Source organism: Phycisphaeraceae bacterium, assembly GCA_019636555.1.
GTDB lineage: Bacteria > Planctomycetota > Phycisphaerae > Phycisphaerales > UBA1924 > JAFEBO01.
The window spans coordinates 1,618,875-1,639,278 of the sequence record JAHBXH010000001.1; the positions used below are offsets into that span (position 1 = coordinate 1,618,875).

Annotated in this window: 17 protein-coding genes; 12 read left to right on the forward strand and 5 right to left on the reverse strand. The window is 62.5% G+C overall.

Annotation, left to right across the window (positions count from 1 at the left end):
• Positions 1-47: 47 nt before the first annotated feature.
• Together KF691_06740 and rpsU are read right to left on the reverse strand one after the other, a co-directional pair.
• Positions 48-2,621, reverse strand: coding sequence for a sodium-translocating pyrophosphatase (locus KF691_06740; GenBank protein ID MBX3389137.1), 2,574 nt, complete (start codon positions 2,619-2,621; stop codon positions 48-50).
• A gap of 196 nt (positions 2,622-2,817) precedes the next feature.
• Positions 2,818-3,033 carry a 30S ribosomal protein S21 gene (gene rpsU / locus KF691_06745; GenBank protein ID MBX3389138.1) on the reverse strand — a complete coding sequence of 72 codons (216 nt, stop codon included), beginning with the start codon at positions 3,031-3,033 and terminating at the stop codon, positions 2,818-2,820.
• A gap of 220 nt (positions 3,034-3,253) precedes the next feature.
• On the opposite strand from rpsU, the gene KF691_06750 reads away from it, so the two are divergent.
• Positions 3,254-3,691, forward strand: a complete 438-nt coding sequence (locus KF691_06750) for a hypothetical protein (GenBank protein MBX3389139.1) — start codon at positions 3,254-3,256, stop codon at positions 3,689-3,691.
• A 117-nt stretch (positions 3,692-3,808) separates the two neighbouring features.
• Here KF691_06750 and KF691_06755 read toward each other — a convergent pair whose 3' ends face one another.
• Positions 3,809-4,948 carry a hypothetical protein gene (locus KF691_06755; protein MBX3389140.1) on the reverse strand — a complete coding sequence of 380 codons (1,140 nt, stop codon included), beginning with the start codon at positions 4,946-4,948 and terminating at the stop codon, positions 3,809-3,811.
• 211 nt (positions 4,949-5,159) lie between these two features.
• Between KF691_06755 and KF691_06760 the strand changes: the two genes are divergently transcribed.
• The 3 genes from KF691_06760 to KF691_06770 are packed head-to-tail and all read left to right on the forward strand — an operon-like array spanning position 5,160 to position 7,523.
• Complete coding sequence (locus KF691_06760) at positions 5,160-6,374, forward strand: rhomboid family intramembrane serine protease (protein ID MBX3389141.1); 1,215 nt, start codon at positions 5,160-5,162, stop codon at positions 6,372-6,374.
• A gap of 3 nt (positions 6,375-6,377) precedes the next feature.
• Positions 6,378-7,019: a phosphoribosylanthranilate isomerase gene (locus KF691_06765; protein ID MBX3389142.1), complete on the forward strand. Its 642-nt coding sequence runs from the start codon at positions 6,378-6,380 to the stop codon at positions 7,017-7,019.
• 9 nt (positions 7,020-7,028) lie between these two features.
• Entirely contained in the window at positions 7,029-7,523 is a 495-nt protein-coding gene (locus KF691_06770; GenBank protein ID MBX3389143.1) for a peroxiredoxin, read from the forward strand.
• On the opposite strand, the gene pdeM is transcribed toward KF691_06770, so the two are convergent.
• Both pdeM and KF691_06780 read right to left on the reverse strand, forming a co-directional pair.
• On the reverse strand, positions 7,506-8,243 hold the full coding sequence (gene pdeM / locus KF691_06775; GenBank protein ID MBX3389144.1) for a ligase-associated DNA damage response endonuclease PdeM: 738 nt from the start codon (positions 8,241-8,243) through the stop codon (positions 7,506-7,508). The genes KF691_06770 and pdeM overlap by 18 nt on opposite strands.
• Positions 8,240-10,789 (reverse strand): ligase-associated DNA damage response DEXH box helicase, encoded by a 2,550-nt coding sequence (locus KF691_06780; protein MBX3389145.1) that lies wholly within the window; start codon positions 10,787-10,789, stop codon positions 8,240-8,242. The genes pdeM and KF691_06780 overlap by 4 nt, the downstream gene beginning before the upstream one ends.
• A 237-nt stretch (positions 10,790-11,026) precedes the next feature.
• On the opposite strand from KF691_06780, the gene KF691_06785 reads away from it, so the two are divergent.
• The 8 genes from KF691_06785 to truD all read left to right on the forward strand — a co-directional run bounded on the left by KF691_06785 (position 11,027) and on the right by truD (position 20,187).
• Positions 11,027-12,121: a glycosyltransferase gene (locus KF691_06785; protein ID MBX3389146.1), complete on the forward strand. Its 1,095-nt coding sequence runs from the start codon at positions 11,027-11,029 to the stop codon at positions 12,119-12,121.
• Positions 12,118-13,164 (forward strand): radical SAM protein, encoded by a 1,047-nt coding sequence (locus KF691_06790; protein ID MBX3389147.1) that lies wholly within the window; start codon positions 12,118-12,120, stop codon positions 13,162-13,164. The genes KF691_06785 and KF691_06790 overlap by 4 nt, the downstream gene beginning before the upstream one ends.
• The gene (locus KF691_06795; GenBank protein MBX3389148.1) at positions 13,161-14,405 is read left to right on the forward strand and encodes a DUF2029 domain-containing protein; all 1,245 of its coding nucleotides are present in this window, start codon (positions 13,161-13,163) and stop codon (positions 14,403-14,405) included. Before KF691_06790 ends, KF691_06795 begins: the two co-directional genes overlap by 4 nt.
• Positions 14,402-15,871 carry a deoxyribodipyrimidine photo-lyase gene (gene phrB, locus KF691_06800; protein ID MBX3389149.1) on the forward strand — a complete coding sequence of 490 codons (1,470 nt, stop codon included), beginning with the start codon at positions 14,402-14,404 and terminating at the stop codon, positions 15,869-15,871. The genes KF691_06795 and phrB overlap by 4 nt, the downstream gene beginning before the upstream one ends.
• A 156-nt stretch (positions 15,872-16,027) precedes the next feature.
• Positions 16,028-17,029 (forward strand): carbon-nitrogen hydrolase, encoded by a 1,002-nt coding sequence (locus KF691_06805; GenBank protein ID MBX3389150.1) that lies wholly within the window; start codon positions 16,028-16,030, stop codon positions 17,027-17,029.
• Positions 17,030-17,052: 23 nt separating this feature from the next.
• Positions 17,053-17,484, forward strand: a complete 432-nt coding sequence (locus tag KF691_06810; protein ID MBX3389151.1) for a four helix bundle protein — start codon at positions 17,053-17,055, stop codon at positions 17,482-17,484.
• A 43-nt stretch (positions 17,485-17,527) separates the two neighbouring features.
• Positions 17,528-18,688: an agmatine deiminase family protein gene (locus KF691_06815; GenBank protein MBX3389152.1), complete on the forward strand. Its 1,161-nt coding sequence runs from the start codon at positions 17,528-17,530 to the stop codon at positions 18,686-18,688.
• A gap of 152 nt (positions 18,689-18,840) precedes the next feature.
• The gene (truD, locus tag KF691_06820; protein MBX3389153.1) at positions 18,841-20,187 is read left to right on the forward strand and encodes a tRNA pseudouridine(13) synthase TruD; all 1,347 of its coding nucleotides are present in this window, start codon (positions 18,841-18,843) and stop codon (positions 20,185-20,187) included.
• Positions 20,188-20,404: the final 217 nt, after the last annotated feature.

Genomic DNA, 20,404 nt, shown 5'->3' on the forward strand with positions numbered 1-20,404 from the left:
AGATTCACTCATTGCGGGAAACGCTTTCCTGCCTTCGGTCGGGGTCCTCAGGCGTGGGCGTTTTTGCCGCTGATCTGCATCCCGTAGAACGAGCGCCAGACGAAGAAAGCGGAGACGAGGAAGAAGGCGACGGTGAGGCCGGTGGTCAGGCCGCTATGGGTGGCCCCGTCCGAGCCCTTCATGCTTACTGCGAGCTCAACGGCGAGCAAACCGAAGAGCGTCGTGAACTTGATGACCGGGTTCATGGCGACCGAAGACGTGTCCTTGAACGGATCGCCGACGGTGTCGCCGACGACGGTGGCGTCGTGCAGAGGCGTGCCCTTGGCGCGGAGTTCGGTCTCGACGACCTTCTTGGCGTTGTCCCACGCGCCGCCCGCGTTGGCCATGAAGATGGCCTGATAGAGGCCGAAGAAGGCGATCGAAACGAGGTATCCGATGAAGAAGAACGACTCGTAGAACGCGAACGCGAGCGTCGCGAAGAACACGCCGAGGAAGATATTGAACATGCCCTTCTGCGCGTACTGCGTGCAGATGGTCACGACCTTCTGGCTGTCTTCGACGCTGGCCTTCGTCGCGCCCTCGAGGCGAATGTTGGCCTTGATGAACTCGACGGCGCGGTAAGCGCCGGTGCTGACTGCCTGCGTCGAAGCGCCGGTGAACCAGTAGATCACGGCGCCGCCGGTGATGAGACCAAGGACGAACGGAGCGTGCAGGAGTGACAGATACTCGAGGTAGCTCTTCTCGAGGCCGTGCGTGAGCGCGACGATGATCGAGAAGATCATGGTCGTGGCGCCGACGACGGCGGTTCCGATCAGCACGGGCTTGGCGGTTGCCTTGAAGGTATTGCCCGCGCCGTCGTTCTCTTCGAGGCACTCCTTGGCCTTTTCGAAGTTGGGCGTGAAGCCGTACGAATCCTGGAGTTCCTTGTCGATGTTCGGGATTGACTCGATCGTCGAGAGCTCGAAGACGGACTGCGCGTTGTCGGTGACGGGGCCGTAGCTGTCTACGGCGATGGTGACCGGGCCCATGCCCAGGAATCCGAACGCGACGAGACCGAACGCGAAGACGGCGGGCGCCATCATGATGGTGCCTCCACCGGCGACGTGCGGGAAGAAATTGCTGATGTAGTATGCGATTCCCATCAGGAAGACGATCGCGATTCCCAGCCAGTACGCGGAGAAGTTGCCCGCGACAAAGCCCGAGAGAATGTTGAGCGAGGCGCCGCCTTCCTTCGAGCTGGTGACGACCTCTCGCACGTGGTCCGAGTGCGTGGAGGTGAAGACCTTCACGAGTTCGGGGATGATCGCGCCTGCGGCTGTGCCGCAGGTGATGATGCACGAGAGTTTCCACCACCAGGTGTCGTCGCCAGCGATCGTGGGGATAAGCAGCTTCGAGGCGATGAACGTGAGCGCGATCGAGACGAACGACGTGATGAACACGAGGCTGGTGAGCGGAACTTCGTAGTTGAACTTCTCGACGTTGCTGAACCGGGCTTTGGCCCAGGCTTCATTGACGAAGTACGAGAGCGCCGAGGCGATGACCATGATGATGCGCATCGCGAAGAGCCAGACAAGGAGCTGGATCTGAACCGTGGCGAATTCCGGTCCCGCGGTGTTCTGGTTGATTGCGAGCATGATGAAGGTGATGAGCGCGACGCCGGTGACGCCGTAGGTCTCGAAGCCGTCGGCCGACGGGCCGACCGAGTCGCCCGCGTTGTCGCCCACGCAGTCGGCGATGACGCCCGGGTTGCGGGCGTCGTCTTCCTTGATCTTGAAGACGATCTTCATGAGGTCCGAGCCGATGTCGGCGATCTTGGTGAAGATGCCGCCGGCGATACGCAGGGCCGAAGCGCCCAGCGATTCGCCGATCGCGAAGCCGATCAGGCAGGGGCCGGAAAGCTCGGAGGGCACAAAGAGGAGGATGCCGAGCATGATGATGAGCTCGACCGAAATAAGAGCCATGCCGATCGACATGCCGGCCTTGAGCGGGATCGCGTAGCACGGGAAGGCTCTGCCGCGGAGCGAGGCGAAGGCGGCGCGGCTGTTGGCGAACGTGTTGACTCGGATGCCGAACCAGGCGACGCCATACGAACCGGCGATCCCGACGAGGCTGAAGGCGAGGATGATGAGGACCTTGGGGATCGGCATGCCGTACTGATCAACACCCGAAGCATCGGCCCCGACGTGGACAAGCTTGCCGAAGTAGATTCCGACAATCGCGGCGATGAAGACCCAGAGGATCAGCAGGAACTTGCCCTGCTGGATCATGTACGCCTTACAGGTGGCGTAGATGAGTTCCGAAATGTCGAGCATGCTCTTGTGAACGGGCATGCCCTTGAGTTGCGAGTAGATCCAGAGTCCAAAGCCCATGCCGAGGAGGCTGACGAGAATGCCAGCCATGAGCAGGTTGTGCCCGTTCACCGCGCCGTTCAGGAACATGACATCGCCGACGTTCGGCAGGATGAGGTTTGCTTCGCCGCCGCCCTTGTGCGCCGGGGCATCCGCGGCAATCGCAGGCGCGGACATGATCAGGAGCGCAACAAAAACTCCCGCGAGGCGCGCGGGAGTCGTGGAAAGAAGCCGGAAGAAGGATTGCGAGCATTTCGCCAGTGTGCTTTGCATATCTGCGGTTCCAGGGAGTCGGGAGGGTGTGCGTTCCGGGCCAAGCCGGCGCTTCCGGGAATAGCCTCGACGAATTCGGTGCCGCCGAACATCGCGGCGGAGATCGGCCAGAGAAGGCCGGAGTGTAACGAGATCGGCAGGCGCGTGCCTTGCGCTGCAAGGTTTGCGGCGTTTGCACGGACCGAAGGGCCGGGAGTTACTTCTCTTCCTTGCGGGTGAAGAATTCGCCCGTGGTCGCCAGGCGGCGGTTCAGGCTCTTGCGGGCGGCGCGGCGGCGACGTTCGCTGGGCTTCTCGTAGAATTCCTTGCGGCGGATGTCCTTGATCAGGCCTTCCTTCTCGCAGAGTTTCTTGAAGCGGCGCATCATCTGTTCGACCGTTTCGCCGCTACGTGATTTCACCCGAATCGCCATCCGAACCTCGCTCTGTGCTGAGACTTATGCCGCCCTGCGCCCGCAACCGATTGCGAACGTGCGGCGAAGAATTCCGTCCCACGGGGGATGTGGGGGGCGGGATAATAGAACCCTGACCGGGGGAGTATCAATCCCGGCGAGCGGGAGGGGCCGCCATTTCGTACCATGCGGGACCGATCGGCGCGGAAGCCGTCGGAATCGGTCGGTTGGACTCCAATCTATGAAGACATCGACTTTGAGCGGAAAGCGGCATCCTACTCGATTTGGCGCTTGTTTCTCTGGGCTTCTCCTGGCGGTTGGGACGCTGATTGGCGGCTGCGAGACGGCCTCCAAGGTGCAGGGGGAAGCGGAAAAGGTCATCGCCAACTACAAGGCGGGGACCCTGACGGCAACCTTGAGCGCCACGCCGTCGCAGGTCCTCGCGGCATCGGAGCAGACGCTGCGAGACCGCGGGTATTCCATCGATCAGAATGCGACCACGAAGGATCAAGGTGGCATTTTTGCCAGGCCTCCGATGTACAACCTCGGACGGACAATCCGGATAGACGTCAGCCCCACGGCGGAGAACAGCGCCGAGATCTTCATCACGACCAATCCGTGGGATGAGTCGCTGGCGCGGATCACGTTGGACGGGATACTGGAGCGGCTGGGGATGTGACGGATGTCGGATGCGTGAATTGGGGTTGCAACGCTGCATTGTCGCATAGCTGCAGAAAAGAAAAAACCCCTCTGCTCGAGGGGTTCGGGTGGATGGCGTCGAGGTTCGGAACTCAGATTACCGCTTGTCGATCGGCGTGTAGGCAACGGCGTGCGGTCCGGTGTAATCGGAGCCGGGGCGGAAGAGGCGGTTGTCGCTGAGCTGCTCGATGCAGTGAGCCGACCAGCCGCCGACCCGCGAGATCACGAAGCTGGGCGTGAAGAGATCGAGCGGAAGCCCGATGCAGTGGTAGGTGGTGGCGCTGTAGAAATCGACGTTGGGATAGATGCCCTTCGCGGCCTTCTCGCGGGTCATGACCGCTTCGATCGCGGTGCTCTTCTCAAAGAGCGGCATGTTGCCGGTGTCCTGCGCGAGCTGCTTCGCGAGGACTTTGAGGTGCGTCGCCCGCGGGTCGTAGGCCTTGTAGATGCGGTGGCCGAAGCCGGGGATCTTGTCCTTCTTTGCGAGTTTGTCCTGAATGAACTTTTCCGCGTCGTCGACGGTGGGGATCTGATTCAGCATCTTCATCACGCCCTCGTTGGCGCCGCCGTGGAGGGGGCCGCGGAGCGAGCCAATGGCGCCGGTGATTGCCGAGTAGATGTCGCTCTCGGTCGAGATGAGGACGCGGGCGGTGAACGTGCTGTTGTTGAAGCCGTGATCGGCATGGAGCACAAGGCAGACGTCCATCGCCTTGGTCATGGCGGGGGTCGGCTTCTTGCCGTTGAGCATGTAGAGGAAGTTTTCCGCGAGGCCCATGTTCTTGTCCGGGCGAATGAAGGGCTTGCCCTGACGGAACTGATGGAAGTAGGCGAGCAGCGTCGGAACCTGCGCGAGGATCGAGAGCGCCTTGTCGCGGATCGCGGGGATTTCGATCGAGTTGGGCTTGGGATCGTGAAGCCCGAGCGAGGAAACGAGCGTGCGGATCGCGTGCATCGGTTCCGCCGTCTTGGGGAAGGTGAGCAGAAGGTCTTCCACACCCTTGGGGATTTCGTAGCGAGAACGGATGGCGGACTCGAAGTCGGCGAGCTCGGACTTCTTCGGAAGGTGGCCGTTCCAGAGGAAGAAAACGGTCTCCTCGAAGGACGAATTTGACGCGAGATCGCCGATCGGGATGCCGACGTATTCGAGGACGCCTTTCTCGCCATCGATAAACGAGATTTTGGTTTGCGCCGCGACGACGCCCTCGAGGCCCTTGGAGAAGGCGGGTTTGTCTGACATGGCAAGAGTTCCGGCGGGCATGTGGTTGGTGCGGCCGAGGGCCGAATCGGGTGAAATAGAGGCGGGTTTGAGACTTGCGGCGCGAGTGCCGCGCAGGGAGAGACTATAGAAACCGGCCCGAGCCGGAGGCAACGCGAGTGGCATTCTCGGGCCCAGATTTCCGCGGTTTTTTGGTCGGCGCACGGGGGCGAAACGTCCCGTACCATCGGGCGTGATTTTTCCGATCGGCACCGACCGACCGCTCCAACGCCCGACGCTCGTCAACCATCTGCTGCTCCTCCTCAACCTCTTTGCGTTCTGCATCGTGGTGGTGGGGACGGGGATGGAAGGCGAGACGTACGAATGGGTTGTGGACACGTTTGGTGTATCGCGTGAACATCACGAGTGGTGGCGGTTCATTTCATACACGTTTGTTCACGCCGGACCGATGCACCTCATCGGCAACCTGGTGACGCTGTGGGTGTTTGGTCCGAACGTCGAGGATCGGTTCGGCCGGCTGGGGTATCTGGCTTTCTACGTCATGGGCGGCGCGATCGCGGGCATGGCTCACCTGATTTCGGGGCCGGCGATCGTGATCGGCGCGTCGGGAGCGATCTCGGCCGTGACCGGAGCGTTCCTCGTGCTTTTTCCGCGCACGGTCGTGCGGACGTTCATCTTTTTCTTCCTCATCGGGGTGTTCAACATCCCTGCGATCTACTTCATCTGCTTCGCGATCGCACGCGATGCGCTCGGCGCGGGCACGGGCGGGTCGAATGTCTCGTACGCCGCGCACTTCGGCGGGTACATCTACGGCTTTTCGGTCGCGATGTTCCTGCTCGTGACGAAGGTGCTCGCGCGGGAAGATTACGACTTGTTCTTCATGCTCCGCCAGATGAAGCGGCGCCGGGAAATGCAGGAAGCCCTTCGGGAAAGCCAGCAGCGATTGCGGCGCGATGCGGCCCGGCCCGAGCGGATTGTCGTCGAATTACCGGAAGTACCCGCCGAGGTCGCTCAGGCGAGAGCAGCACTGTCGCGGGCCGTTTCGGCGAACGAGCGCACGAATCTTCCGGCGCTCTATTCGGCACTGATCAGCGCGGTCGAGGCTGCCCGCAAAGTCAATTCGAATCTGTCGCCTTCGCTCGAGGTGCTGTCGAACCGCGCGCAGGTCGATCTTGCCAATCGCCTTTTCGAGGCGGGCGAGCGCGAACTGGCGGCGCGGGCGTACAAGGGGTTCCTCACGCTGTACGAAAAGGATCCGGAATCGGGTGTGGTCCGCGTGATGCTGGCGCTGCTCATGGTGCGCTATCTGAAGCAGCAGCAGCAGGCGAAGTCGATCCTGGAGGCCGCGATCGGAGCGCTCAAAGACAAAGACGCGGAGCACAAGGAGTTGGCGAGGTCGCTGCTCAGCGAGATCGACACTCCCTCGGGCAGGGCGGCGGGGACCTGACCGATGAGCCGGACACGGGTCAAGATCTGCGGGATTCGCGACATCGATTCGGCACACGCCGCGATCGAAGCGGGCGCCGATGCAATCGGGTTCATCTTCGTGCGGTCGAGCCCGCGCTACATCGAGCCGGATGCCGCGGCAGAGATCATGTCTTCTTTGCCCCCGTTTATTTCGACGGTGGGCGTGTTCATGAACATGCCCATCGACGCGTTCAGCGACATCGAGGAAGCATGCCCGACGACGCACACGCAGTTACATGGCGACGAGGATGCGGAGTTGATCGCATCGTGTGCACCGGTGATCAAGGGCGTGCGGTTTGCTGCTCCGACGATCGCGGGTGAACTCGAGCGATTCGAAGGGGACGAGAACGTGGAAGCGATCCTGATCGACGGCCCCGCGCCGGGAGAGGGTGTGCCGTTTCGGTGGTCGGATCTGTCGGCACACCTCGCATCGGTATCAAAGCCCGTGTTTCTCGCCGGGGGACTGAACGAACAAAACGTGGGAGAGGCGATTGCGGAGTTGCGGCCGTATGCGGTGGATGTGTCGAGCGGCGTCGAGCGCGAGCGCGGCGTGAAAGATCATGAGTTGATCCGGCGCTTCTGCGAAGCGGTGCGGCGAGCCGATTCCGAACTCGGGGATGAGTGAACGCGAGCCATGCTGAATATTGGTGAGAACGCGCCCAATTTCACGCTCATGGATGATTCTGGTGCGCGCGTGTCTCTTTCGTCGTTGCTCGCCTCAGGTCCGGTCGTGCTCTATTTCTACCCGGCCGATTTCACGCCCGTGTGCACCGCCGAGGCGTGCATGTTCCGCGATTGGACGGCGGAGCTTGCCGCGGCGGGCGTGCGCGTCATCGGCATCAGCCCGCAGGGCGCGGAATCAAAGAGAAAGTTCAAAGAGAAGCACGCGCTGAGCTTTCCGCTGCTCGCCGATCCGGAGAAGGAAGCGATCCACGCGTACGGCGCGGATTTTCTCTTCGGCATGTTCACGCGCCGGGTGACGTATCTCGTGGAAATCGTTGCGGGTGAGGCGAACGGCCCAGTGCGCGGCGTAGTCGCCGATCGCGCAGTCGCCGATCTTTCAGTCAAGCCGCACGAGGCGTTTGTGAAGCGCGTGCTCGCCAGATTCGGATCAGTTGCGGGCGCTTGAGCGCGTAGCGGCGCGCAAGACGCGGACACGCGGCGGGGCCGCTCCGTCTGAAACGTCGACGACATCCGTATCCGTGATCGCGTAGACGCGGTCGCCGGGTTCGGGACGGATGGCCGCCCCGGAAGACATCCCGGTGAACGCCGGGAGCAGCGCCGTGTTTGATCCAAAGCAGAAACAGGGCAGCCGGAGCGCATCGCCTCTCGTCCGCAGATGAACAAGCGGGTGGACGTGGCCGCACCACACGATGCCCTTGGCGCGATCCCGCGCTGGAATGCTCGCGGGATCGTGCGTGAACGCGAAGGGCGGTTCGATCAGCATGGAGTCGTGCACGTGTAGACTCCACTCGCGGATGACGAGATTCAGCCGGCGGTCGTGATTGCCGGGTACGAGTTCCATCGGGACGCCGATTTGATGCCGCCAACGCGAAACGCGCGAGATCATGTCGTCGGTGAGGCCCGCGGGAGCATGAAGCAGATCGCCGAGCACAAGGACGCGCCGAGCCCGGGTCTTTTCGATTGCAACGGAAAGTCGATTGAGAGGTTCTTCGAGACTGGCGGCCGCCACGACATCGCCGACCGGCTTTCCCTCGGCGTGCCAGGCGTGCTGGCGCCCGAAGTGAAGATCGGCAACGAGTAGCGTCTTTGATGCATGCAGGAATGCCGCGCGTTCCGGCAGCAGTTGCACCCGTTGTCCGGCGAGCTCGATGGTGATTCCGTTCATCCTTTCCGCCCCTTCCCCTGCACGGCGCTCCGGCTTTCCCACTCCGTCTGCATCCGCTCGATTCTTGCCTGCAACGACTCGGTTGACATCCGGCCCGCGATGCGTTCGATGATCAGCGGCATGGCGAGCGGCGTCGGCATGATCGGCGCGACGATCCGCATCTTCGAGGCGCCGATGCGACGGAGCACGCGCGCGAGCCTTGTTTCTTCGAACTGCTTCTCCAGAACTTCCCGCCGCGCCTGATGCAGCAGCAGATTGCCGGGATCAAACTCGCGGAGGACGTCGTACAAGAGGCCGGCGCTTGCCTGGGTCTGGCGCCCGGACTTTTTCGCGCCGGGAAATGTCTGAGTCACCAGCCCGGAGACTCGCGCGACTTCACGGAACTGGATCTTGGCGAGTTCGGCCATGTTGATGCTCTCGATCGAGTCTTCGAGCACGCGATCGAGCGAAAAAAGCTCGTGCGCAATGGGTTGATCGAGGCGCAGCGGCGAGGGCGAGAGCAATTCGAATCCGTAGTCGTTCGCGGAGATTGTGAACGTTGCGGGAGAGCGCCGCGCGAGGCGGAGGGCGCAGATCGCGGCGATCCCCGCATGCACCAGCCTGCCATCGAACGGATAGAAGAACAGGTGGTATCCCTCGCGCGTCTCGACTGTTTCGATGAGCAGTTCATCGGAGCGCGGGATCGCGGAAAGTTCGGATTGCGCGCGGATCAGGCCGGCGGCGCCGCGCAATTCGACCGAATCAAGTAGCCCTTCCTGCGCGTGCTCGAGCGTGAGTCGCACGGATTCGCCCAGCGATTCCGAGATCGGCAGCTTGGTCCCCGCCCAGTGCGGCGTGCGCCTGTTCTTTCCCGAGGCGGGCCGCACATAGGCGACCATGTCGCGAAGCCCGACGAAAACCAGTTGCCTCCCGGCAAAAAAGAACTTGTCGCCCTGCCGGAGATTCGCAACAAAGTACTCTTCGATCGAGCCGATCCGCCTGCCGCGCCCGATGCAGACATCGACGACGGCCTCGCCGACGATCGTGCCGACATTCAGCCGGTGCAGGTGCGCGATCCGCTTGTCCGGGACGGTCGCGCGCCCGTCGATGATGTGAACCTTTCGATAGTGGGGGTACGCACGGAGAGTCTCTCCGCCGCGGCAGACAAGGTCGAGCGCCCAGTCGAATTCCTCGCGCGTCAGATCGCGAAATGACGATGCATCGCGGACTTCATCAAAGAACAAATCGGGGGAAAAGCCGCCGCCGAGCGAGCACGTGACCATGTGCTGCGCGAGAACATCCAACGGTTTGCGGATCGCGGTTCGCGATTCGATCCTTCCGCTCTCGATCGCCCGCTTCGCTGCATCGAGTTCGATCAACTCGAGCGCGTGCGTCGGTACGCAGGTGATGTGGCAGGGCGCGCCCGGCCGGTGGCTCGCGCGCCCCGCGCGCTGAAGCAGCCGCGCAATCCCCTTCACCGATCCGATCTGGAGAACGCGTTCTACCGGGGAGAAATCCACGCCCAGATCGAGCGAACTGGTCGCGACGGCGAGTTTGATCGTTCCACTCTTGAGCCCCGCTTCGGCGCGCTCGCGATCCTGTCGATCGATCGAGCCGTGGTGCAGCGCCATGTGCTCCCGCCACTCCGGCTTCGCATGCCAGATCGCGTGGAACCAGAGTTCCGATTGCGCCCGGGTGTTGGTGAAGAGAAGTGTCGAGCGCTCCGGGTCGATGGTTTCGAGCACGCGCGGCAGCATCGAAAGACCGAAGAACCCCGCCCAAGGCAGCCTTTGATCACGAGTCGGCAGCAAAGCTTCCACCACGACATCGCGGCTGATATCGCCGCGGACGATCGCCGGTTCCGGCGCGGCCGATCCAACGAGCACTCGCGCCGCTTCCTCCAGGTTCGGCAACGTCGCGGAGAGCCCCCAAGTGCGCATGTTCGGGGCAAAGCTGCGAAGCCGAGCCAGACAGAGTTCGACCTGCGTGCCGCGCTTGCTCGTGAGGAGTTCATGCCACTCGTCCACGATCACAGACGACAAGTCGGCGAATAGCTCCGCAGAGTTGTCACGCGTCAAGAGCAGGCACAGGCTCTCCGGCGTGGTAATGAGCACTTCCGGGAGTCGCGTCCGCTGCTTGGCGCGGATCGATTGCTTCGTATCGCCAGTGCGGCTCTCGACGCCAAATGGCAGCGCCATCTCGTCGATCGGCGCCCGCAGTGCGAGTTCGATATCGCGTGACACCGCCCGCAGCGGTGTCACGTAAAGGATGCGAAGAGCTTGCTTTCGCGCCGGACTCCCCGCCGCCAGTTGCTCATCGATGAGCACCGAAAGCGGCCCGAGGTACGCGCCATACGTCTTGCCCGCCCCGGTCGGCACCTGAATCAGTCCATCGCGCCCCCGACGAAATGCGCTCCAGGATTCCTCCTGAAATCGCCAAGATTCCCAGCCACGCGCTTCAAACCATCGCTTGATCGCTCCCAGCCCATCAGCGGCATCGCGCCAGAGACCGCTGTCGCCTCTCGGCTGGGCGGCGCGAGGAACTTTCTCTTTCGGCGGAGCAGTCAACGCGCGCAATTGTCGCGAGAGACTGCTGGCGGTCCGCTTCGTCGTCGTCGAAACGGTGGTTTGTTCCGCGTCTTCAAGCACAAACCGGCTCTCCGCTCCGTCGGGTTAAACCCGCAACCCACAACGATAGTGTCGGCTCGGGAGTCAGGAGTGGTTGGAGGGCGCTCCGAAGCGTTCTCGGGTCCCGCGAAGAACATGTGACACGTCAGCGTTGCTTGTGTCATACTGCATCAACCGATGTCCGTGCTTTCCATCCCATCCCCCGCCGCGGCAGAGATCAAGGGCCGGCTTCGGCCAACCGATGCCGACGGCGCTCCGCCGACGACGGAACTCCTGCCGCGGATCGATGTGGTCGTCGCGTTCTGGAACGAATCAAAACTGATTGCTCCCAAAGTGCGGAATCTGCTCGCGCTCGACTATCCGCCCGAACTGCTCCGATTCATCTTCGTTGACGGCGGCTCAACCGACGAATCGATGCTCGTTGCCAAGCTTTCCGCCAAGGGCGATAAGCGATTCGCGTGGCTCTCGTGCCCCGGCCGCGGCAAAACCGCGCAGCTCAACATGGCGATGGATCACGCAACCGCGCCCTGGCTCCTCGTCACAGACGCCGACGCCCGGCTCCCGACCGAAACGCTCCGCAGCATGATCGGCGCAGCAGACCGGAGCGAAAAAATCGGCCTCGTCGGCGTGCGGTGCTACCCACGCCACGCAATCGGCGCAGATCGTGCCCACTGGTCGCTCTGGAACACGATCCGAAAAGTTGAAAATGTATTCGGCTGCGCCACCGCGCTCGGGCCCTGTTATCTCATTCGCCGCGCTGCCTTCGGCGGATGGCCGAAGAGCGTGATCGCGGACGATGTCTTTGCCTCGCTCGAAATCAACCGAACCGGCGCCCGCGCGATCTTGTCGGATGTGCTGGTGATCGAGCGTCGAGCGCCGAGCGGCCTTCTCGCCCTTGTTTGGCACAAACTCCGAAAAGCGCGGGCGGTCGTTCGCGAGTTTCTGCGCTTCCTGCCGCGCTCGCTCGAGTTCGGGTGGAAGTCCTGTCCGATTTTTCTCTTCCGCGCGATCGCTTTACTTCTCGGCCCCTTCGCCATCCTCACGATGATCGGCTGGCTCGCGATCACATTTCCCTTCGCGACCCTCGCGGGTGCTGGAGCTTTCATCGTGCTCGCAGGTCCGGCCGGGCGCCGAGCGCAAGTCGTGCAAAAGGCCGCCCGCGCGCCCTTGCTCATGGTCATGCTCTCGATCGTTCTTGTCGTCGCGATCGCGACGTGCGCCTTTGTCCGCTCGAAGCCCGAGTTCTGCCGCTGGAAGCAGGAGGAAATGTGAAAGCATCCACCAAAGTCCGGATCGGACTGAACATTCTTCAATCGCGCATCACCGGCGAGCCCCGTCCGTTCTTCGTTCAGTATTCGCTCCTGAACGGCTGCAACATGCGCTGCTCCTACTGCAATTCGCCCAACCGTGACGACGCACAGATCGACACACAGACCCACAAACATCTGCTCGCCCAATTCGCAGACCTCGGGACTGCGCGCATCAAGTTCCTCGGCGGCGAGCCTCTCCTCCGCGACGATATCGGCGAACTGGTCTCGGAAACTAAGCGGCTCAAGATGCGCGCCGCGATGGTCACCAACGCGCTCCTCATCCCCCAGAAGTTCGATGTCATCCGCGAGCTCGACGAACTCATCATCTCGATCGACGGCCGGGAAGAAGCCCACGATCGTCAGCGCGGCAAGGGCACCTGGAAGCGCGTGATGAACTCGATCGAAATGTGCGCCGCCGCCAGGATCGACTTCTTCCTCAGCGCCGTCGTGACCAAGGAGAGCACCGGCGAGATCGATTGGCTCATTGATCTCGCCCGCCGCCTCGGCGTCATGGTCAACTTCCAATTGCCGCAGTTCAATCCCGAGATGTACGGTCTTGGTGCAAAGAAAGCCCTCCCCGACGACACGCTCGCCCGCGATGTTCTCCACAAAATCATCGCCGCCAAGCGCTCCGGCGCGCCCGTCCTCTTCACCGAGCAGTCCTATCAGAAGACGCTCAATTGGAGCGACTATTCGCAGGAGCGCGTGATCGACGACTCCCGGGATTCGTCCTGCACCGCGGGCAAGTACTTCCTCCAGATGGAGCCCAACGGCGACATCTATCCCTGCGTTCTTCACATCGGAACGTTCCAGCCCAAAAACGCGGTCCGCGACGGCGTGCGCGCCGCGTGGGAACATTGCCACAAACATTCCTGCGCATCCTGCTACAACACCTGGCTCAACGAGAACCGCGCCGTCTTCGATCTCTCGCCGCACGTGCTCGGCAATTTCTGGAGCAACTACCTCAGACCGGGACGCGCCGCAAAACCGGCGCCGAGCGCGTGAGCCCCGCGAGCGGAATCACAATTCGAACGCAGCGATCCCTCGGGCTCCTCCTGCTGATCGCATGGCTCGCGATCTGGGGCTTCAGCATCGCGCGCGATCAATCCGTCCTGCGCGGGCTGATCTGGCTCCCTCTTTGGGACAAGCTCTCCGTCGATGTCCAAGGCAACTTCCTCTGCTCCCGCGCCCTCGTGCGAGGCGAAAATCCGTACGAACTCAAATTCGGCTCGCTCCTCCCCCTGACCTACGGCTATCCGCCCGCGACTCTCTGGCAGTTCGTGTGGTGCGCCTTCATGCCCTCTCTACGCGCGGCATCGATCACGTGGTTCATCGCCTCGTCGCTCATCATCCTGCTCGCGGTTCACGCCTCCCTGCGAGTCCGACGCGAACTCGGTTTGCGATCGATCGATCCGGTGCTCGCGCTCGGGCTCATCCTCTTTTCCAGCCCGGTCTTCTTCGAGCTCGAGCGATCCAACTGCAATTCGCTCGTCCTGCTTCACCTCGTCATCGCCTGCGCCGCCCTGCGCAGCCGAACACTCCTCGGAGACCTCATCGCCGCGGCGGCGCTCGGGCTCGCCACATGGACCAAGATCTATCCGTTCGCCGCCGTCCCGGCTCTTCTTGTCTTCGCGCGCCCACGTGCGTTTGTCTTCGCGCTTGGCTTCGTCGCCCTTTTCGCCATAGCAGACCTCGAAGGCCTGCGGAGCTTCTGGCTTCACCGCCAGCAAACCGCGTCGATCCATTACGCCGGCGTGCACGGAATCTACGACTCCTTCATGCACCCGCTCGGTGCATGGTGGGTCCTGCTTTGGCGCAAGGCCGGAGTCACGGTCTTCGATCCGCTGCCGCAGGCGGCAATCGCAGCCGCGCTGCTCGCGCCGCTCTTTCTCCCGATCACGCGATCAATTCTGAATCTGGCCGCCCCGGTGCGAGCGAAACTCCAGATGCCCTTCCTTTTCTGGGTGGTGAGCGGCGCCACGTTTCTTCTCCCGATCGCGAATGACTACAACCTCATCTTCCTGCCGCTCGCGTTGCTGTGCGTGCTCGGTTTCAGGTTTTGCGGAGTCTCAAAGAGCGAAAAAGTGGCCGCGGTTCTGTTCCTGCTTTCGTTGCCCTGGCTGCAGCCGTTCCGAATGTCGATCGACCCCTACGTCATGACCGCATTGAAACTCTGCTGCCTTGCCTCGGCAGGCTTCGCCATCCACGCCCGCTGCGCCTCGCTCGCAAAGGGATGCGCGGCATGACCGGATCACGCACGCTCATGTGGTTCCGATCCGATCTGCGCACCCGCGACAACGCGGCACTCTTCAACGCCTGCCGCCGCGCCGGGGGAAAAGCGGGCAGCGGCGTCGTCGCGGCGTTCCTGATTTCCCCGGGCGAGTGGAAGGCGCACGACTACGCGCCCGTGCGCGTCGATCTGATCCTGCGCTCGCTCGTGGAATTGAGCAAAGCGCTCGATGATCTCAACATCCCGCTTCTCATCGAGACCGTTCCCAGGGCCGACAGAATCCCCGATGTTCTTGTCGGGCTCGCAAAGAAGCACGCCTGCAGCGAGATCCACTTCAACAAGGAATACGAACTCAACGAAAGCCGGCGCGACGCGGCAGTCACCGCGGCATTCGAGACCGCAGGCCTTCGCGCCTCCGCCCACACCGATCAGGTCTGCTTCGAGCCCGGCACGATCCGCACCGGCGAAGGCAAGTTCTTCACCGTCTTCACTCCCTTCAAACGCGCGTGCTTCAAGAAATGGGCTGAAGTCGGCGGCGTTCCCGCGCTCGCCACACCCTCCATGCAGGCCCAGCTCGCACTCAAGAGCTCGGCTGTTGCCAAGTCCGTTCCCGGCTGGGATTCGCACGTTCCCGCCGATCGCTGGCCCGCAGGCGAAGCCGCGGCAGTCAAGCGCCTGAAACTCTTCGCTCGCCAGAGCATCCTCGAATACAAAGACCGCCGCGACTTCCCCGGCGTCGACGGCACAAGCCAGCTCTCGCCCTACCTCACGGTGGGGTGCGTCTCGCCTCGCCAGTGCATCGAAGCCGCGATCGAAGCAAATAGTGCCGCAAACCCAAAGCTCACGGGAAGCCCGCTCGAAAACGGCTCCGATGGTCCGGTCACATGGATCAGCGAAGTCTTGTGGCGCGAGTTCTACGTCCACGTCATGACCGGCTTCCCGCGCGTCTGCATGCACCGCGCATTCCAGACCGCGACCGAGGCGATCCGATGGGACGACGATCCGAAGAAATTCGAGGCGTGGAAAGCCGGGCGAACCGGCGTGCCGATCGTCGATGCCGGCATGCGCCAACTCCTCCGCGACGGCTGGATGCACAACCGCGTCCGCATGATCGTCGCGATGTATTTCACCAAAGACCTCTGGCTTGATTGGCGCCGCGGCGAGCAGTGGTTCATGCAAAACCTCGTCGACGGCTTCCTCGCCAGCAACAACGGGGGCTGGCAGTGGTCCGCGAGCACCGGCACCGACGCGGCTCCGTACTTCCGCATCTTCAACACCTACAGCCAGAGCGAGAAATTCGACGCGGATGGCTCGTACATCCGCGAATTCGTCCCCGAACTCCGCGCCATCGATGGCCCGGCCATCCACAACCCGCAGGACCTCGCGCCCCTCGCCCGCGCGAAACTCGATTATCCCGATCCGCTTGTCGATCAGGTCAAAGCCCGCGCTCGCGCCATCGAAGCATTCAAGCGCTTGCGATAGCCTTCTCCCTTCTCCGCTCCTCTTCTGTTCTCTCGTCGCTACGTCTCTTTTCTCTCCCCGTGTCTTCCTCCGTGGTTCTCTGTGGTGCTCCGTGTTCGATCGGTTTTCCTACACTCGAATCCTGTCCGTTCGCTCGCCTCTCATCAGAAAGTCGCGATGCCCCGCAAGCCCAGCAAACCCAAGCCCGGCAAGACCACTTCCAAACGCTCCGCTTCTGCGCGAGCAGTTCAACGCCGCATCCCCGATCACGTCGTCCGCGTCGGGCTGACGCAGATGGCGTGCGGCGAAGCGGTCCAGCCCAACCGCGCCCGCCAGATGGTGCTCATCGAGAAAGCCGCGAAGCAGGGCGCGCAGATCATCTGCACGCAGGAACTCTTCACGAGCCAGTATTTCTGCCAGGCCGAAGACCACCGCTTCTTCGATCTCGCAGAGCCGATCCCCGGCCCGAGCACCGACGCGATGTGCAAGCTTGCGAAGAAGCACAATGTTGTCATCGTCGGCAGTCTCTTCGAACGCCGCGCCCGCGGCCTCTACCACAACACCGCGACGGTCATCGACGCCGACGGCTCGCTCTTGGGCATCTACCGCAAGATGCACATCCCCGACGATCCGCTCTACTACGAAAAGTTCTACTTCACGCCCGGCGATACCGGCTTCCGCGCATGGAAGACGAAGTACGCGACGATCGGCGTCCTCGTCTGCTGGGATCAGTGGTTCCCCGAAGGCGCCCGCCTCACCGCGATGCAGGGCGCAGAAATCCTCTTCTATCCGACCGCGATCGGCTGGCATCCGATGGAGAAAGATGAGTACGGCGACGCGCAGCACGATTCATGGGAACTGATGCAGCGCTCGCACGCCGTCGCCAACGGCTGCTACGTCTGCGCTCCCAACCGCATCGGTCACGAGTACGTCAAGGGACCCGACGGAAAGCCCGTCAGCAAGGAAGGCATCCAGTTCTGGGGCCAGTCCTTTGTCGTGCAGCCCAACGGCCAGGTCGTCAAACGCGCGAGTATCAATCGCGAAGAAGTTCTCATCGCGGACTGCGATCTCGCGAAAGTCGAGTTCGCCCGCACCCACTGGCCCTTCCTGCGCGATCGGCGAATCGACGCCTACGGCGATTTGACGAAGCGATTCTCCGGCGAACAGGTCAACAGGTGAACAGGTGGGGAGGTGAGAAAGCCGTGGAGCCGTCACGAAAGCGAATCACTTCGCACCGGCAACTGGTGGTCTGGAAGAAGGCATTCGAAGTCTCGATGCAGGTATTCGAGTTCAGCAAGGCCTTTCCTCGTGAAGAGTGCTATTCACTGACAAGCCAGATTCGGCGATCCTCGCGCTCGGTGACCACGAGCATCACCGAGGCATGGCGTAAACGACGCTACGAGCCGGCATTTGTCAGCAAGTTGAACGACGCTGAAACCGAGGCCGCGGAGACTCAAGATTGGATTCAATATGCCGTCCGCTGCGGCTACTTGGACCGAAAGCACGGCGTTGCTTTGTTTCGTGAATATGAATCGATTCTCAAGACAATTGTCGGCATGATCACGCACGCTGATTCCTGGGTCTTCCCGCTGTCCCCACGCGATGCGCGCAAGTTGCGCCGTGAGGAACCCTGAGGTCACATCACACCTCCCCACCTGCTCACCTTTTCACCTCCCCATGAAGACTCCGAGAATTCTCTCCGGCACTCCTCTTTCCCACGGCTTCACATTCCCCGCCGAATGGGAAAAACAGCGCGCCACGTGGTTTTCCTGGCCGCGCCCCGAAGGGATTTCCTTCCCGGCCAAGTACGAAACCGTTCCCGCCAATATCGCGCTCTTCATCCGCGAGATCGCGCCGCGCCAGACCGTTCACATCAACGTCCCCAATGAGAACTACGAGCGCATCGCGCGCGAGCAGCTCATCGCCGCAGGTGTCCCCAAAAAGTTCTTCGGCCCGCTCACCGGCCTCGATGAAAAGCCCTCGCGCACCTCACGCATCCAATTCCACTACATCAAGACCAACGAATCCTGGTGCCGCGATCACGGACCCGCCTTCGTCACCCGCACCCGCCGCGGCAAACGCGAATTCGCCATCGTCGATTGGGGCTTCAACGCCTGGGGCGGCAAATACCCCCCGTTCGACAGCGACGACGCCGTCCCCACACGCATCGCCGAGGAATTCGCCAAAGCAAAAACCCCCGGCTTCGCAGGCATCTTCTATCCAAAGCATCCCGCGACAAGGAACGGAACCCCGGTCATCATGGAGGGCGGCGCCATCGAGGTGAACGGCCGAGGCACGCTCCTCACCACCGAATCCTGCCTTCTCAATAAGAACCGCAATCCGAATCTCACCAAAAAACAAATAGAGCACTATCTCAAGGAGTACTACGGACAGGATCACATCTGCTGGCTCGGCGACGGCATCGTCGGCGACGATACCGACGGTCACATCGACGACCTCGCCCGCTTCCTTGATCCGCGCACCATGGTCGTCGCGCTCGAGACAAACCGCAAAGACAAGAACTTCAAGATCCTCCGCGAAAACTACCAGCGCGCCCAGGAACTCCGCGATCAGGATGGAAAGCCATTCGACATCATCGAGATCCCCATGCCCGGCCTCGTGGAGCACAAGGGCCAGCGCCTGCCCGCAACCTACCTCAACTTCCTCTTCATCAACGGCGCCGTGCTCGTGCCCACCTTCCGCCACAAGAACGACAAACTCGCCCTCGCGATCCTGCAAAAGCACCTGCCGCGGCACAAAGTAGTGGGGGTCGACAGCGTCGAACTCATCTGGGGACTCGGCTCCATCCACTGCCTCTCGCAGCAGCAGCCCAAGTAGCGTTTGCCGTTCCGCAAAGCCGCGAAACCCGTTCTGTAAAATCTGGCTTTGCCCCTTTGCCCCTTTGCCCCTTTGCCCCTTTGCCCCTTTGCCCCTTTGCCCCTTTGCCCCTTTGCCCCTTTGCCCCTTTGCCCCTTTGCCCCTTCTCCCCCTTGACCATCCGCAAGCAGCCATCCGATTTTCGCGTTGAGGAACTGCTCTCTCCCGAAACGCAGGCCGCGATCCACGATCGCGCCGGCGGCAGCGACGTTCACGCGCTCTACGAACTCGAGAAGACTTCGCTCACGACCCCCGCAGCGGTCAATGAACTCTGTCGCGCGCTCAAGGCCCGCCCCGATCACGCGAGCTACGCCGGGCTCAAAGACAAGCACGCCCAAACCCGCCAGCACATCACGGTCAAGCTGCGCACGCCCTCCGATGCTCCGCGTGCCGCAGAGGGCAAGCAGTGGCACGCCGCGCTCCGCGGCTTTGTCGATCACCCGATCACCGCCGCCGACATCACCGGCAACCGCTTCGTCATCACCGTCCGCGATCTCAAGCGCCCCGACAGCGAAGAAATGGACCGCCGCGCCGGTCTTCTTTCCGAAACCCCCTCCCGGAGAGGGTGGGGGGAGGGGGCAGGGGGTGGGCTGCTTTCTCCCCTCGGCACCTCGACACCTCGACACCTCGACACCTGTCTTCTCTTCACGAACTACTTCGGCGCCCAGCGTTTCGGCTCCGCCCGCCACGGCGCGGGCTGGATCGCCAAGTCACTGATCTCCGGCGATTTCGAAACCGCGCTCAAACTCGCCATCGGCACTCCCGCGCGCAAGGACACCGGCAAGACCCGCGACTTCACGCGCATCCTCGCCTCGCGCTGGGGCGACTGGAAAGGGATGCTCAAGGATCTGCCGCGCCTGCCCGAGGCCCGCGCGATCGAAGTGCTGGCGCGCGGCCGGCACGTTGACGGTGGGGGCGACTTCAAGGAGGCCTTCGCCGCGCTCCCGTACTTCCTGCAATCTCTTTTCGTCGAGGCCTATCAGTCGCACCTCTGGAACCGCTGCGCCTGCGAACTCACCGGTGCAGCTGCAGGAACCCCCTCCCCGAGGGAGGGGGAAGGGGGTGGGCGGTCGTCTGCAACCCAATCACCCATGTTGAGAACCGGCGACGAATTCGGCGAAATGCTCTTCGCTCCCGCCTCACTCATCCAACCTCCCTGGCGCGATCTCGATCTCCCTCTGCTCGCCAAAAACTCCGAATTGCTCGACCCGTGGAAGGAAACTTACGAGCGCGTGCTGGCTTCCGAAGGCATCGCCCTCGCCGATCTCCGCGTCAAAGGTCTCAAGCGTCCGTTCTTCGGCGAGGCCTCGCGCCGCCTCTTCGCCGAGGCACGCAACTTCGCTCTTTCTGTGCCCGAGCCGGATGAGCTCTCCAGGTCCGGCCTCCGCAAACGCACCGCATCCTTCGACCTGTCCCGCGGCAGTTACGCCACCGTCGTCCTCCGCGCGCTCGGTCAGTAGCTGCTGATTTGAGCACCACGAACATTTCGTATGTCAGGCCGGCTCTTTTGCCGGGTCAAATGCGGAACATAAGCCGCTGTCGCATCCATCAGCTGCCCGCTTTCAGCCCGAATGGGCTGATAAATTCGAGCCGAGAGGGGGGGTGGGGTGGAGCGAGTCTTCGAGCGACACCCTCGGTGCAAGCGCGAAGACTCCGGCACGCCATCGGCGTGCGACA